This window comes from Bacillus cereus (assembly GCF_002561295.1).
Taxonomy (GTDB): domain Bacteria; phylum Bacillota; class Bacilli; order Bacillales; family Bacillaceae_G; genus Bacillus_A; species Bacillus_A cereus_S.
Genome location: NZ_NTUG01000051.1, coordinates 1 through 14,716, shown reverse-complemented (window position 1 = coordinate 14,716; position 14,716 = coordinate 1). Strand labels below are relative to the sequence as shown.

Sequence of the window (14,716 nt, the reverse complement as noted above, 5' to 3'; positions counted from 1 at the left end):
GACTCGTGCTTTTTTTATTTCCTAAGAAATAGGGGAGCGTTGATTTAGTAAAAATAATAAAATATAGTAGGGCATTTTCTTTGCAGAAACCGCTAAAAATTGATAAATAAATGGGTAATCCTCAGAGGCATAGCTTCCTAATAAGTCATACCACCAGTCAGTCTCATAGCGAGAAATCATACTTAAATTGTAGAGTAATAAATAATGGATGAGTGGTTCTGGTAATGATATTTTACAATTCCTTACATCTTTTGTTATTGGCAAATAATAAGTACTGTTATTACAATCATAAGAAAAAGGTGTACTGTATAAAGGATTCCACGTTTTAGTAGAAGCTGAAAATACCAGGTCAGATTCAACTTCTTCATCTGGTATGTATTGTATACAGAGATGCTTACAAGATGTTTCTATGTAACGAGAAAAACGTTCTTGCGTCATGTGTAAGCGATCAAGTATGTCAGAAGAAAATGAAATATGTTGTTCGTCTATTGTGTTAGCTTTATATAAAATTTTCCCTTTCTGACTATGTTGAAATAGAGTTTTCAATTCAGGAATTTTCCCCATTAGTTCTAGCATAATAAATTTTTCAGATTCTAAGTGTTTTATGTGAAACATCCGTTCTGCAACATGGGTGAATAATCCATTCTTCTGCACTTTAACCTCATCCTCTAAAAACTGATATCCTTGTTTTTTTCTTTTACGTGTTGTTACTCCATGTGCCAAAACGGTTGTTGTTTCTGGATAGGTAGGATCAACAGTCAATAAGCATGCTTTTAAAAGTTGACTCATTCCATAAAATAACAGCATAGGCTGGATTGAAAAAGGAGCAGTTTTACATAATTCATAATAACTTTTTCCGTGCTCTAAGTAATAAATAAAAGGATAACAATTTTCAAAGCTTTTTTTTTCGGCATTTTCAATAGGTAATTTTTCATAGCAGCGGGCAAGATAACGCTGTACATGTTGGGATGAAAAAAAGAAACTTAATTGCTGCCAAGTATCAGATGTATGATGCATATATTACGCTCCTTTTATTGTCTAAAAATTCTAACATATATATACTTTCTTGACAGTATTTTAACCAATTGTTAAGCTACTAATAATAATTTCTGGTATCATGGGGGGAACAATTATGTGGGAATCTAAATTTGTTAAAGAAGGTTTGACATTCGATGATGTATTACTTGTACCAGCGAAGTCAGATGTATTGCCAAGAGAAGTAAGTGTTAAAACAGTTCTATCTGAAAGTTTACAGTTAAACATTCCTTTAATTAGTGCGGGGATGGATACGGTAACAGAAGCTGATATGGCTATTGCAATGGCACGTCAAGGCGGTTTAGGGATTATTCATAAGAATATGTCTATCGAGCAACAAGCTGAGCACGTTGATAAAGTAAAACGCTCTGAAAGCGGCGTTATCTCAGATCCTTTCTTTTTAACTCCAGAACATCAAGTATATGATGCAGAACATCTTATGGGAAAATATCGTATTTCAGGTGTGCCAATTGTAAATAATTTAGATGAGAAAAAATTAGTTGGTATTATTACAAACCGTGATATGCGTTTCATCCAAGACTATTCCATCAAAATTTCTGATGTGATGACAAAGGAAAAATTAATTACAGCTCCAGTTGGTACAACACTAGAAGAAGCTGAAAAGATCCTACAGAAATATAAAATTGAAAAGCTCCCTCTTGTTGATAATAGCGGTGTATTACAAGGGCTTATCACAATTAAAGATATTGAAAAAGTAATTGAGTTCCCAAACTCTGCAAAAGATAAACAAGGCCGTTTATTAGTTGGAGCAGCAGTTGGAGTAACGGCAGACGCTATGCTTCGTATTGATGCATTAGTAAAAGCAAGCGTAGACGTAATTGTACTTGATACAGCTCATGGACATTCTCAAGGTGTTATTGAAAAAGTGAAAGAAGTTCGTGCAAAATACCCAGCATTAAATATTATTGCAGGTAATGTTGCAACAGCTGAAGCAACACGAGCATTAATTGAAGCTGGTGCGAATGTTATCAAGGTTGGTATTGGACCAGGCTCTATTTGTACAACGCGCGTTGTAGCTGGTGTTGGTGTACCACAATTAACAGCGGTATATGATTGTGCGACAGAAGCTCGTAAGCATGGTATCCCAGTTATTGCAGATGGTGGTATTAAATACTCAGGTGATATGGTAAAAGCGTTAGCAGCGGGAGCACATGTTGTTATGCTTGGTAGTATGTTTGCTGGTGTAGCTGAAAGTCCAGGAGAAACTGAAATTTATCAAGGGCGCCAATTTAAAGTGTATCGTGGTATGGGTTCTGTTGGGGCAATGGAAAAAGGAAGTAAAGATCGTTACTTCCAAGAAGGAAATAAAAAACTTGTTCCAGAAGGTATCGAAGGACGTGTACCATATAAAGGACCTTTAGCTGATACAGTTCATCAATTAGTTGGTGGCTTACGTGCAGGTATGGGATATTGCGGAGCAAATGACTTAGAATTCTTACGTGAGAATGCACAATTTATTCGTATGTCAGGTGCTGGCTTACGCGAAAGTCATCCACATCACGTACAAATTACAAAAGAAGCCCCAAATTATTCTTTATAATATCTTATATGTAAATAGATGGAGATTTGATATCTCTGTCTATTTTTTTTTGATTATGTTAGAATAACGGTTATGTGAGTACAAAGAAATTGGGGGTAAAAGAAGTGAAAGGTATGTTTTGCAAGCGATTCATTGCAATGGTAACAGTGCTTACACTATTTTGTAGCATGTTTGTTACATATAGTAGTGCATCAGCGGAAACAGGTCCTGCCTTAGACGTAGCAGCAGGAGCGGCGATTTTAGTAGAAGCAGATTCTGGGAAAATTTTATATCAGAAGAATGCAGATGAATTATTAGCAATTGCTAGTATGACGAAAATGATGAGTGAGTACTTAGTTCATAAAGCCGTGGATCAAGGAAAGCTGAAGTGGGATCAAAAAGTTAAAGTTTCTGAATATGCATATAAAGTTTCACAAGATCGCTCATTATCAAATGTGCCATTAGAAAATGGAGGCTCTTATACGGTAAAAGAGCTATATGAAGCAATGGCAATTTACTCTGCAAACGGTGCAACAATTGCTTTAGCAGAAGCAGTTGCAGGTAAAGAAGCAGACTTTGTAAAAATGATGAATGATCAAGCAAAAGAATTTGGATTAAAAAATTATAAATTTGTAAACTCTACAGGCTTAACGAACACAGATTTAAAAGGACTACATCCTGAAGGCACAACACCGGATGAAGAAAATAAAATGTCCGCGAGAGATGTCGCGATTTTAGCACAACGTCTTATGCAAGATTTTCCAAAGGTATTAGATACAGCCAAAATTCCGAAAAAAGTATTCCAAAAAGATGGGAAATATCCTATTCAAATGGATAACTGGAACTGGATGTTAAAAGGATTAGTTAAGCAATATGAAGGTGTAGATGGTTTAAAAACAGGACATACTCCAGAAGCTGGCTATTGTTTTACAGGTACTGCTGAAAAAAATGGCATGCGTTTAATTTCTGTAGTTATTAATACAAGTTCTAATACGTCACGCTTTGATGAAACAAAGAAAATTTTTGATTATGGATTTGCAAACTTCGATGTGAAAAAAGTGTATTCAAAAGGCTCGGCAGTAAAAGGACATGAAACTGTGCGTGTGGAAAATGCAAAAGATAAAGATGTAACAGTTCAGACGAAACAAGCTATTACACTTCCAATGCCAAAAGGAAGTAAAGATGTATATAAAACAGATTTTAAAGATACAAGCAAAGAAAAAGAAGCACCAATCAAAAAAGGGACAACACTAGGACAAATGGTTATATCGCCTAAAGACACGAATGATCCTGGATTTTTATCAGGTAAATCATTGCAAGTAGACCTTGTTACAAAAGCAGAAGTAGAAAAAGCAAATTGGTTTACACGCTCTATGCGTGGCATTGGTTCTTTCTTTGGTGACATTTGGAACAGTGCTGTTGATACAGTAAAAGGTTGGTTTTAAGAGCTCCTCATTGTAGGAGCTTTTTTTATTCCTATTTTTCATACCGACTTTATGAAAAAGTAGTGGACAACCCTCTAATGGTTAGTGGTAGAATGTAAGAGTATTCTTAATTTTCGCCTTTAACGGGGAAAAGCAATTCACCTAGGGGGGTTTTTGTACATGACAAATGTAACAGGGACAGAACGTGTAAAACGTGGAATGGCAGAAATGCAAAAAGGCGGCGTTATTATGGATGTAGTTAACGCTGAGCAAGCAAGAATTGCAGAAGAAGCAGGCGCAGTTGCTGTTATGGCACTAGAGCGCGTACCTGCAGATATTCGTGCAGCAGGTGGCGTTGCACGTATGGCAGATCCGACAATTGTTGAAGAAGTTATGGGAGCTGTATCGATTCCAGTTATGGCAAAATGCCGTATTGGTCACCTTGTGGAAGCACGTGTACTAGAATCATTAGGGGTAGACTACATTGATGAGAGTGAAGTATTAACTCCAGCTGATGAAGTATATCATTTAAATAAACGTGATTACACTGTTCCGTTTGTATGTGGATGCCGTGATATCGGAGAAGCAGCACGTCGTATTGCAGAAGGTGCATCTATGCTTCGTACAAAAGGTGAGCCTGGGACAGGAAACATCGTAGAAGCAGTGCGTCATATGCGTCAAGTAAACGCAGAAATCCGTCAAGTTGCGAGCCTACGTGAAGACGAATTAATGACATATGCAAAAAATACTGGTGCTCCTTATGAAGTATTACTTGAAATCAAACGTCTTGGTCGTTTACCAGTTGTAAACTTTGCAGCAGGTGGTGTAGCAACACCAGCAGATGCTGCATTAATGATGCAACTTGGTGCAGATGGTGTATTCGTTGGGTCTGGTATCTTCAAATCAGAAAACCCAGAAAAATTTGCACGTGCAATTGTTGAAGCGACGACACACTACGAAGATTATGAGTTAATCGCAAGCCTTTCTAAAGGATTAGGTACTGCAATGAAAGGTGTCGAAATTTCAACATTATTACCAGAACAACGCATGCAAGAACGCGGTTGGTAATTAAAGGAGATTTTGAAATGGTTAAAGTCGGTGTATTAGGTCTTCAAGGGGCTGTTCGCGAGCATATAAAGGCAGTCGAAGCAAGTGGTGCAGAAGCTGTAGTTATAAAACGTATAGAACAACTTGAAGAAATTGATGGTCTTATTTTACCCGGCGGTGAAAGTACAACAATGCGCCGTCTTATTGATAAGTATAATTTTATGGAACCACTTCGTGAATTTGCGAAATCTGGTAAACCAATGTTTGGTACATGTGCAGGTATGATTTTACTTGCAAACAATCTTATTGGTTACGAAGAGTCTCATATTGGTGCTATGGATATTACAGTTGAACGCAATGCGTTTGGTCGCCAAAAAGATAGCTTCGAAGCTGCACTTTCAATAAAAGGTGTAGGTGAAGACTTTATTGGTGTATTTATTCGTGCGCCATATGTTGTGAGTGTAGGAGATGACGTAGAAATTCTTTCTATGCATAATGACCGAATGGTAGCTGTAAGACAAGGACCATTTTTAGCAGCTTCTTTCCATCCGGAGTTAACGGATGATCATCGTGTCACAGCATATTTTGTACAGATGGTAAAAGAGGCGGAAATGAAAAAAGTTGTATAAGTAACTTGCAACTTGTGTAAGATTATAGTAAATTGATGGTAACAATTTTATAAAATAAACGTGTTGATAGGAAGTAGTAACAAATGGTGTTTCTTATAGAGAGTCGGTGGTTGGTGGAAACCGATAGGAACAGTTTGTGAATCCATCCTGGAATGAAGTGTGGAATATCTCTATGATTAGTAAACACTTCCGGTGAAGAGCCGTTATTTCTGCTTGAGAGGAAAGCAATATTGCTTTCAACTAGGGTGGCAACGCGGGTTAACTCCCGTCCCTTTTATAGGGACGGGAGTTTTTTGTATTTTATAGAGTAAAAGGAGGAATATACAATGCTTGATATTAAATTTTTACGTGCGAATTTTGAAGAAGTAAAAGCAAAGTTACAACATAGAGGCGAAGATTTAACCGATTTTGGTCGTTTCGAAGAGTTGGACATAAGAAGACGAGAACTGCTTGTTCAAACAGAAGAGTTAAAAAGCAAGCGTAATGAAGTATCCCAACAAATTTCTGTACTAAAGCGTGAAAAGAAAGATGCAGAAGCTTTAATTTTAGAAATGCGTGAAGTAGGGGAAAAAGTAAAGAAATTTGATGATGAGCTTCGCTCAGTTGAAGAAGATTTAGAACGATTAATGCTTTCTATCCCAAATATCCCACATGAATCTGCACCAATTGGTGACACGGAAGATGATAACGTAGTAACCCGTACTTGGGGAGAAATCAAAGAATTTAATTTTGAACCAAAACCTCACTGGGATCTTGCAACGGATTTAGGAATTTTAGATTTTGAACGTGCCGCTAAAGTAACAGGAAGTCGTTTTGTATTTTCTAAAGGGGCCGGTGCAAAATTAGAACGTGCTTTAATTAGCTTCATGCTTGATCTTCATACAGAAGAACATGAATATGAAGAGGTATTACCTCCATATATGGTAAACCGTGCAAGTATGACAGGGACAGGACAGCTTCCAAAATTTGAAGAAGATGCATTCCGTATTGAAAGCGAAGACTACTTCTTGATTCCAACAGCTGAAGTACCTGTAACAAATATGCATCGCGATGAGATTTTAAATGTAGACCAATTGCCAATCCGTTATGCAGCATTTAGTGCATGTTTCCGTTCTGAAGCTGGTTCAGCTGGCCGTGATACACGTGGTTTAATTCGTCAACATCAATTTAATAAAGTTGAGCTTGTAAAATTTGTAAAGCCAGAAGATTCTTATGAAGAATTAGAAAAGTTAACAAATGATGCAGAACGCGTGTTACAATTATTAGGTCTACCATATCGTGTTATGAGTATGTGTACTGGGGATTTAGGATTTACAGCAGCGAAGAAATACGATATTGAAGTATGGATTCCAAGTTATGGAACATATCGTGAGATTTCTTCTTGTAGTAACTTTGAAGCATTCCAAGCAAGACGCGCAAATATTCGTTTCCGTCGTGAGCCGAATGCAAAACCAGAACATGTTCATACAATCAATGGATCTGGACTTGCAATTGGTCGTACAATTGCAGCTATTCTAGAAAATTACCAACAAGAAGATGGTACAATTATAATTCCAGAAGTTCTTCGCCCTTATATGGGAGGAAAAACAGTTATTAAATAAATTAAAATTTTCATCGGTATGAGTGTTCTCAGTATAATAAGTGTAGGAGGAGGAAGGTTTCCCCTTTTCCTACAATTTATTATTAGTGGACTTGACTAACTGTTTTTCTTTTGATATTATATTTGATGTCAATATGGAGGTATACCCAAGTCTGGCTGAAGGGATCGGTCTTGAAAACCGACAGGCGGCGAGAGTCGCGCGGGGGTTCGAATCCCTCTACCTCCTCCAGATATAATTGACAACAGCGCATATAAGTGGAGATTGGAGAACTCGTTACCAACACGTAACGAGTTTTTATTTTAAAACCAATCAGAAAGTATGATATAAGGTAGCATATTGCCTTATGAAACACTCATATTCCGATGATTATCTTCATAGATATGAAAGGAGTCAACATGGATCTTATTATACAAACATTCCCTTTAGATGGGAAAACTTTATACTATGTACAATGTCCAGTCTGTAAGAACAATAGAATTTTAAATAGTGGTGCAAACGTATCACGTATTATAAGCGATGATACATTCCGTAAACTTTGTGGTTGTACTTGTAATGTAAATCAAGAAACAAAAAAAGTAGAGGCACCTCAAAAAGCCGAGAAACAGGCTGTGAAAAAAGAAGAAGCTCCAAAACGTACTGGTAAAGTATTAACAGCAATTATTAATGGAGAAGAAATGACTGTTAAAGAAATTGCTGATGCATATGATATTAGTACAAGTACGGTTCGTCAGCGTATTAATGCTGGAAAATCAGAGAGTGAAATTATTGCTCCAACGAAAAAGAAAAAGTAAGTTAATAGGAAAACCCGTGCTTATGCACGGGTTTTTTATTTTACAAGTTTACGTGTTTGTTTTAAAAAATGTCCAATTTTCTTAATGATTGGTTCAATTGAATTCTCATCTTTTAAAATATCGTATTCGTTAATATTTAAGCGTAAGACAGGGCAAGAATTAAAATTATTAATCCAATTTTCATAACGCCCATGCATTTCTTGCCAATATTCAATTGGTGTTTGTTGTTCCATTGGACGGCCACGTTCTTGAATCCGACTAACAATGTCATCAAAAGAACCTTCTAAATAAATTAATAAGTCTGGGTGGGGGAAGTAAGGTGTCATAACCATTGCATCGAACAACCCTTTGTATGTTTCATAATCTGTTTCTGTCATTGTTCCTTTTTCATGATGCATTTTGGCGAAAATACCAGTATCTTCATAAATAGAGCGATCCTGTACGAAACCTCCGCCGTATTCGAAAATTCTTTTTTGTTCTTTAAATCTTTCCGCTAAAAAATAAACTTGTAAGTGAAAGCTCCAGCGTGTGAAATCAGAATAGAACTTATCTAAATATGGATTTGAATCCACTTTTTCAAATGATGTACGGTAACCTAAAGCGTCGGCGAGTGCAGTTGTCATAGTTGATTTACCAACACCAACTGTACCAGCAATTGTAATGACTGCATCATTTGGTATATCATAATTTTGCCTTAAATTCATTGCTATTTTGTCCCCTTTAAGAGTGTATTTTGGAGAGTGGATAAAATCACGTTCAAGTCGTCACTATTTTTTACGAAATCTATGTCATCCCCGTTGAATTTTAACACTGGAATATTAGGATGGTCCTTTTTAAAAGTATCCATTGCGGTTTCGTAATCCTTGGTGAGTTGGAGTAAGTAATTTGGATCCATGTTTTTCTCAAATTCACGTCCGCGCATCGCGATTCGTTTTTGTAATGTTTCTAGACTGGCTGTTAAATATACAATGACATTTGGTACAGGCATATCTTGCGTAAGAATACGATAAATTTGCATGTACTTGTCATATTGAGCATCTTTTAATGTACGGGATGCAAAAATTAAATTTTTAAATATATGATAATCTGCTACCACCGGCTTGCGCTGATTCAAATATTTTATGTTAATGTCTTCCAATTGTTTGTAACGATTACAAAGAAAGAACATTTCTGTTTGAAAACTCCATTCGTCAATGTTTTCATAAAACTTACCTAAGAAAGGATTTTCATCAACAATTTCTTTTAATAGGTGGAGTTGCATGTGAGTTGAAATTTCCTTCGCTAGTGAAGTTTTTCCAACACCAATTGGTCCTTCAACCGTAATAAATGGTACTCCGGTCACGCTGTTTCCTCCTTTCAATTCATAATTTCCTGTAAATCAAAATCACAAAACAGAATAATTGTAGCATAAGAGGGAAGCAAGCGGACTAATTTGTCATAAAAAGTTGGAAAATCGACGTACACTATTCAAATTTTAATTGAAGAGAGGAAGTAATATTCGCTTTCAATGTAGTTTCCATTATTTTTAAAGCGTGTTTATTATCTTGATCAGAGTTAGAAGCGGTACAATCTTGTGGTACATAGAGTGTATAGTTCCTCATATGAGCATCATTGGCTGTAAAGAGAATACATATGTTTCCTGCAATTCCCGTTATGACAAGTTGTTCAACTTTTAGATACCCTAATAAAGAATTTAAGGGAGTTTCATAAAAGGCTGAATAATGTGGTTTAATAAACACATAATCGTCTGCACTAGGGGCAATTGCTTGTATGATGTTTTTACTATAAGGATTCGTACAATGAGTAATAAGTTGATCGATATCAGCCCTCCATAGTTGATAGTGATCATTAATATAAATGACAGGATAACCATTCATTTTCATTGTTCTTTTTAATTGTAAAATGGGTTCTATAATCGTTTGACATTTTTGAGCAAGGATTGGTCCATGGGAGAATTGAAAGTCATTAATCATGTCAATGATGAGCAGCGCAGTATTTTTCAAATATAATCACCCTTCCTTTTTCTTTAGATTGGATTGAATGTGTGAAAGTTATCCTGCGTCATTAAGAGGAATTGTAATTGAATGGTATGTATATAACTTGAAGGATTAATATAAAACCTTTCCTTTTAGTTGGTAGAGAGGAAGGATTATATCCATAACTGATCAAATTCGTTTTTGTAGCAGAGAAATTATTTGTAATGAGAGGACTGTATTATGGAACAAGACATTTATTTTATGCAACTTGCAATAGAAGAGGCAAAGAAAGCTGAGGAAATTCAAGAAGTTCCGATTGGTGCTGTTATTGTACTCGATGGAGAGGTCGTCAGCGTTGCTCATAATTTAAGGGAGACAGAGCAACGTTCAATTGCTCATGCAGAGTTATTAGCTATAGATGAAGCTTGCAAAAAGTTAGGTACGTGGCGTTTAGAAAATGCAACGCTATATGTTACGTTAGAACCGTGCCCAATGTGCGCAGGTGGAATTGTTTTATCACGTGTAAAGCGGGTTGTATATGGTGCAAGCGATCCGAAAGGTGGATGTGCGGGTACTTTAATGAACCTTTTAACAGACGAGCGTTTTAACCACCAGTGTGAAGTAGTAAGTGGTGTGATGGAAGAAGAATGTGGAACCTTGTTAACAAACTTTTTTAAGAAACTGCGCAAAAAAAGAAAAGAACAAAAGAAAAAAATGGACGATAATGTTGCCCATTAACAGGTTTGCATTTTATGAAGAAACAAGTTATACTGATAATGCCTTGATTAAGGCAACCGAATATTGGTTTTAACTTTGCCGTGCTAAGCGGGGAGGTAGCGGTGCCCTATACTCGCAATCCGCTCTAGCGAGGCCGAATCCCTTCTCGAGGTTATGTTACTGTAAGGCCTGCCTTAAGTAAGTGGTGTTGACGTTTGGGTCCTGCGCAACGGGACCCCGTGAACCTTGTCAGGTCCGGAAGGAAGCAGCAATAAGCGGGTCTTCTCGTGTGCCGCAGGAGTGCCTGAACCGAGCTAACTGCTTAAGTAACGCTTATGGTACGTAATCGACAGAAGGTGCACGGCAGTTATATATGTATACAAAACTCACCTTATATAAAAGGTGGGTTTTTTGTATAGAAAATAACTTTTGGAATCTATAAACAGAATGGGTTATAATATACAAGATAATAACCTTTGAGGGAGGCCGTATTTTCGTGTCATACCAAGCGTTATACCGAACATGGAGACCGCAAAATTTTGAAGATGTAGTCGGTCAAAAGCACGTAACTAAAACGTTGCAAAATGCCCTTCTTCAGGAGAAAGCTTCGCATGCTTATTTGTTTTCTGGCCCAAGGGGTACAGGGAAAACAACAATTGCAAAAGTATTTGCAAAGGCGATTAACTGTGAGCATGCTCCAGTAGCTGAACCCTGTAATGAATGTCCTGCGTGTTTAGGCATTACACAAGGGTCTATTTCGGATGTATTAGAGATTGATGCGGCTTCAAATAACGGTGTAGATGAAATTCGAGATATAAGAGATAAAGTAAAGTATGCCCCAAGTGCAGTGAGATATAAAGTTTACATTATTGATGAGGTCCACATGCTTTCTATGGGAGCTTTTAATGCGCTTTTAAAGACATTAGAAGAACCGCCCCAACATGTTATCTTTATTTTGGCGACAACAGAGCCACATAAAATTCCACCTACAATCATTTCACGTTGTCAGCGCTTTGAATTTCGAAAGATATCAGTGCATGATATTGTAGAGAGACTAGCAACAGTTGTTACAAATGAAGGTACAAAGGTAGAAGATGAGGCGTTACAAATTGTTGCGCGTGCTGCTGAAGGTGGTATGCGTGATGCACTTAGTTTGATCGACCAAGCGATTTCTTATAGTGATGAAATCGTTACGACTGAGGATGTTTTAGCGGTAACGGGTTCTGTTTCTCAGCAATATTTAGGTAATCTTGTAGAATGTATACGGGAGAATGATGTATCAAGAGCATTGCGTATTATTGATGATATGATGAGTAAAGGGAAAGACCCTGTTCGTTTTATGGAAGATTTTATTTACTATTATCGTGATATGCTTTTATATCAAACTTCACCACAATTAGAACATATGTTAGAACGAGTGATGGTAGATGATCAGTTCCGTATGCTAAGTGAAGCAATGCAACCTGAGACCATTTATGAAATCATTCATACGCTTAGTAAGGGACAACAGGAGATGAAGTGGACAAATCATCCAAGGATTTTCCTAGAAGTTGTTATGGTGCAACTTTGCCAGCAATTTATGGTGCAGGCAAATGGTACAGACCGCCTGCAAGCGATTATGAACAGAATGCAACAGTTAGAAAAAGAATTAGAACATGTGAAGAAGAATGGTGTGCCAGCCGGTGCACAGCAAGAAGTAAGAGAGACGCGTACAACACCAAAACCTGTGCGTACGGGGAATATGAAAATCCCTGTTGGGCGTGTACATGAAGTATTAAAACAGGCAAAACGCCAAGATTTAGAACAACTAAAAGGTGTATGGGGTGAGCTATTAGGGAGACTTAAATCCTATAATAAAGTAGCTTTTGCTGTATTATTAGAGAATAGTGAGCCAGTTGCAGCTTCTGCAGACTCTTATATTCTAGCCTTCCAATATGAGATACATTGCAAAATGGCAAGTGAAAATCGTGACGCGATGGACACCGTAGAACAAGTTCTTTTTGAATTGCTAAGTAAAAGATTGAATATGATTGCAATTCCGAAGAGCGAGTGGGGGAAAATACGCGAGGAGTTTTTACAACGTGAAGGTGAAAGTTCAGAAGAAGCTGCAGAACAGAAGGTGGATCCCCTCATAGAAGAGGCGGTAAAATTAGTAGGGCAACAACTTATTGAAATAAAAGAATAACAACAATTAGGAGGAATTTATTATGATGCGTGGCGGAATGGGAAATATGAATAACATGATGAAACAAATGCAAAAGATGCAAAAACAAATGGCAAAAGCACAAGAGGAACTTGGTGACAAAACAGTTGAAGGTACAGCTGGTGGCGGAATGGTTACTGTTATCGCAAATGGACATAAGCAAATTATTGACGTGAAGATTAAAGAAGAAGTTGTAGATCCAGAAGATATTGAAATGTTACAAGACCTTGTGTTAGCTGCAACAAATGATGCACTTAAGCAAGCGGAGGAACTTTCAAACTCTACAATGGGGCAATTCACAAAAGGATTAAACTTACCAGGTGGAATGTTCTAGTAGGAGGATATTGACGTATGCATTATCCAGAACCAATATCAAAGCTTATAGATAGCTTTATGAAGTTACCAGGGATTGGTCCGAAAACAGCTGTTCGTTTGGCTTTCTTTGTATTAGACATGAAAGAAGATGACGTGCTAGATTTTGCTAAATCTCTTGTGAATGCAAAACGGAATTTAACATATTGTTCTATTTGTGGGCATATTACAGATCGTGATCCTTGTTATATTTGCGATGATTCACATCGTGATCAATCAGTTATTTGTGTTGTTCAAGAGGCAAAAGATGTAATCGCGATGGAAAAAATGAAAGAATATCAAGGGGTCTATCATGTACTTCGTGGTGCAATTTCACCAATGGAGGGAATTGGACCAGAAGATATTAATATTCCACAGTTATTGAAAAGATTACAAGATGAAACTGTACAAGAAGTTATTCTAGCAACGAACCCAAATATTGAAGGGGAAGCTACAGCGATGTATATTTCCCGCCTCTTAAAACCGACAGGTATTAAAGTAACTCGTATTGCACATGGTCTCCCGGTTGGTGGAGATTTAGAATATGCGGATGAAGTAACATTATCGAAGGCTTTAGAAGGCCGTAGAGAAGTATAAGAGGAGAAATCAAAATGTTTTTTCAAAAAAAGGGAAAGTTGCGAAAAGAATATGACGATAAGTTAATTGTTATGTTAGAGAAAGTAAAGAATGAGTGGTTGCGTCAAAAAAGGATGGTAGAACAAAGTGTTGAACCATCTCAGGACGTACTGTGTTCTTTGAAATTAGCAGAAGCTAAATACTTTTTCTTACTAAAAGAAGCGAAAAGACGTCCAGTAAAGATGGAACAATGGTAAAAGGTCCTGGTTTTGAAACCAGGACCTTTTACTATAGTGAAGCCTTTCTGAACAAGGTTCCACTTTATATAATCAAACGGTATTTTTTGTTTCCTTGTCCCATACATATAGAATGTATAAGTTATATAAGGGGGAGAAACATGAATTCTACATTAGTCATTGGCGGAATTCTTACTTTGGTATTTATTTTATTGATATTTGGTGCTTCAACGAAACCTTTGCAAGTTATTGGAAAGGTGTTTGTAAAAGTAATGGTAGGTGTAGTGCTATTATTTGCAGTTAATGTGATTGGAACGTATTTCGGATTTCATATTCCGATCAATCTTGGGACGGCTTCTGTTTCTAGTGTTTTAGGGATACCAGGTATTTGTGCTTTAGTTATCATTAAATTATATATAATGCCAGGATGAAAATCATTTTGGTATTTTTTTTTGCGAAAGATGAAGAAGAGTGTTGACTTATTGATTGTTAATATGGTAAATTAATAAGCGTCGTCAGCAGCGAAAGAAAAAAAGTGTTGACGGAATGATTGAGAAATGTTATATTATGAAAGTCGCTGAAACGCGACG

16 protein-coding genes, 1 tRNA gene, 1 other RNA gene and 1 other annotated feature are annotated in these 14,716 nt (G+C 36.9%); of the genes, 14 read left to right on the top strand and 4 right to left on the bottom strand.

Annotation, left to right across the window (positions count from 1 at the left end):
• Positions 1–21 precede the first annotated feature (21 nt).
• A complete protein-coding gene (locus tag CN373_RS23495; RefSeq protein WP_098360288.1) occupies positions 22–1,017 on the bottom strand; it encodes a YaaC family protein in 996 nt (331 codons plus the stop codon).
• A 115-nt stretch (positions 1,018–1,132) separates the two neighbouring features.
• On the opposite strand from CN373_RS23495, the gene guaB reads away from it, so the two are divergent.
• The 7 genes from guaB (at position 1,133) to CN373_RS23460 (ending at position 8,067) form a co-directional block, all read left to right on the top strand.
• The gene (gene guaB, locus CN373_RS23490) at positions 1,133–2,596 is read left to right on the top strand and encodes an IMP dehydrogenase (protein WP_000264075.1); all 1,464 of its coding nucleotides are present in this window, start codon (positions 1,133–1,135) and stop codon (positions 2,594–2,596) included.
• A gap of 104 nt (positions 2,597–2,700) precedes the next feature.
• Positions 2,701–4,020 carry a D-alanyl-D-alanine carboxypeptidase family protein gene (locus CN373_RS23485; protein WP_098360287.1) on the top strand — a complete coding sequence of 440 codons (1,320 nt, stop codon included), beginning with the start codon at positions 2,701–2,703 and terminating at the stop codon, positions 4,018–4,020.
• Between the two features lie 159 nt (positions 4,021–4,179).
• Positions 4,180–5,067, top strand: a complete 888-nt coding sequence (gene pdxS / locus CN373_RS23480; protein ID WP_000186167.1) for a pyridoxal 5'-phosphate synthase lyase subunit PdxS — start codon at positions 4,180–4,182, stop codon at positions 5,065–5,067.
• A 17-nt stretch (positions 5,068–5,084) separates the two neighbouring features.
• Positions 5,085–5,675, top strand: a complete 591-nt coding sequence (gene pdxT / locus CN373_RS23475; RefSeq protein WP_098360286.1) for a pyridoxal 5'-phosphate synthase glutaminase subunit PdxT — start codon at positions 5,085–5,087, stop codon at positions 5,673–5,675.
• A 54-nt stretch (positions 5,676–5,729) separates the two neighbouring features.
• Positions 5,730–5,951 (top strand) — a binding site (T-box leader).
• Positions 5,952–6,001: 50 nt separating this feature from the next.
• Positions 6,002–7,276, top strand: coding sequence for a serine--tRNA ligase (gene serS / locus CN373_RS23470; protein ID WP_000884171.1), 1,275 nt, complete (start codon positions 6,002–6,004; stop codon positions 7,274–7,276).
• A gap of 135 nt (positions 7,277–7,411) precedes the next feature.
• Positions 7,412–7,504 (top strand) — tRNA-Ser (locus CN373_RS23465).
• Positions 7,505–7,671: 167 nt separating this feature from the next.
• Positions 7,672–8,067, top strand: coding sequence for a DUF3797 domain-containing protein (locus CN373_RS23460; protein ID WP_111901933.1), 396 nt, complete (start codon positions 7,672–7,674; stop codon positions 8,065–8,067).
• 35 nt (positions 8,068–8,102) lie between these two features.
• Here the strand turns inward: CN373_RS23460 and CN373_RS23455 are convergent, their stop codons facing one another.
• The 3 genes from CN373_RS23455 to CN373_RS23445 form a co-directional block, all read right to left on the bottom strand.
• Entirely contained in the window at positions 8,103–8,771 is a 669-nt protein-coding gene (locus CN373_RS23455) for a deoxynucleoside kinase (RefSeq protein ID WP_098360285.1), read from the bottom strand.
• A 2-nt stretch (positions 8,772–8,773) separates the two neighbouring features.
• Complete coding sequence (locus tag CN373_RS23450; RefSeq protein WP_000148228.1) at positions 8,774–9,409, bottom strand: deoxynucleoside kinase; 636 nt, start codon at positions 9,407–9,409, stop codon at positions 8,774–8,776.
• 121 nt (positions 9,410–9,530) lie between these two features.
• Complete coding sequence (locus CN373_RS23445; protein ID WP_000798741.1) at positions 9,531–10,070, bottom strand: isochorismatase family cysteine hydrolase; 540 nt, start codon at positions 10,068–10,070, stop codon at positions 9,531–9,533.
• 213 nt (positions 10,071–10,283) lie between these two features.
• Here CN373_RS23445 and tadA point away from each other — a divergent pair, with 213 nt between their 5' ends.
• The 7 genes from tadA to CN373_RS23410 all read left to right on the top strand — a co-directional run bounded on the left by tadA (position 10,284) and on the right by CN373_RS23410 (position 14,557).
• Positions 10,284–10,781 (top strand): tRNA adenosine(34) deaminase TadA, encoded by a 498-nt coding sequence (gene tadA / locus CN373_RS23440; RefSeq protein ID WP_000434272.1) that lies wholly within the window; start codon positions 10,284–10,286, stop codon positions 10,779–10,781.
• A gap of 78 nt (positions 10,782–10,859) precedes the next feature.
• Positions 10,860–11,124, top strand: an RNA gene (gene ffs / locus CN373_RS23435) — signal recognition particle sRNA large type.
• Positions 11,125–11,256: 132 nt separating this feature from the next.
• Positions 11,257–12,945 (top strand): DNA polymerase III subunit gamma/tau, encoded by a 1,689-nt coding sequence (dnaX, locus tag CN373_RS23430; protein WP_098360284.1) that lies wholly within the window; start codon positions 11,257–11,259, stop codon positions 12,943–12,945.
• 25 nt (positions 12,946–12,970) lie between these two features.
• The gene (locus tag CN373_RS23425; RefSeq protein ID WP_165770747.1) at positions 12,971–13,297 is read left to right on the top strand and encodes a YbaB/EbfC family nucleoid-associated protein; all 327 of its coding nucleotides are present in this window, start codon (positions 12,971–12,973) and stop codon (positions 13,295–13,297) included.
• A gap of 17 nt (positions 13,298–13,314) precedes the next feature.
• On the top strand, positions 13,315–13,911 hold the full coding sequence (recR, locus tag CN373_RS23420) for a recombination protein RecR (RefSeq protein ID WP_000559164.1): 597 nt from the start codon (positions 13,315–13,317) through the stop codon (positions 13,909–13,911).
• A gap of 14 nt (positions 13,912–13,925) precedes the next feature.
• Positions 13,926–14,147 carry a YaaL family protein gene (locus CN373_RS23415; RefSeq protein ID WP_000466022.1) on the top strand — a complete coding sequence of 74 codons (222 nt, stop codon included), beginning with the start codon at positions 13,926–13,928 and terminating at the stop codon, positions 14,145–14,147.
• A 140-nt stretch (positions 14,148–14,287) separates the two neighbouring features.
• On the top strand, positions 14,288–14,557 hold the full coding sequence (locus CN373_RS23410; protein ID WP_001089373.1) for a pro-sigmaK processing inhibitor BofA family protein: 270 nt from the start codon (positions 14,288–14,290) through the stop codon (positions 14,555–14,557).
• Positions 14,558–14,716 lie beyond the last annotated feature (159 nt).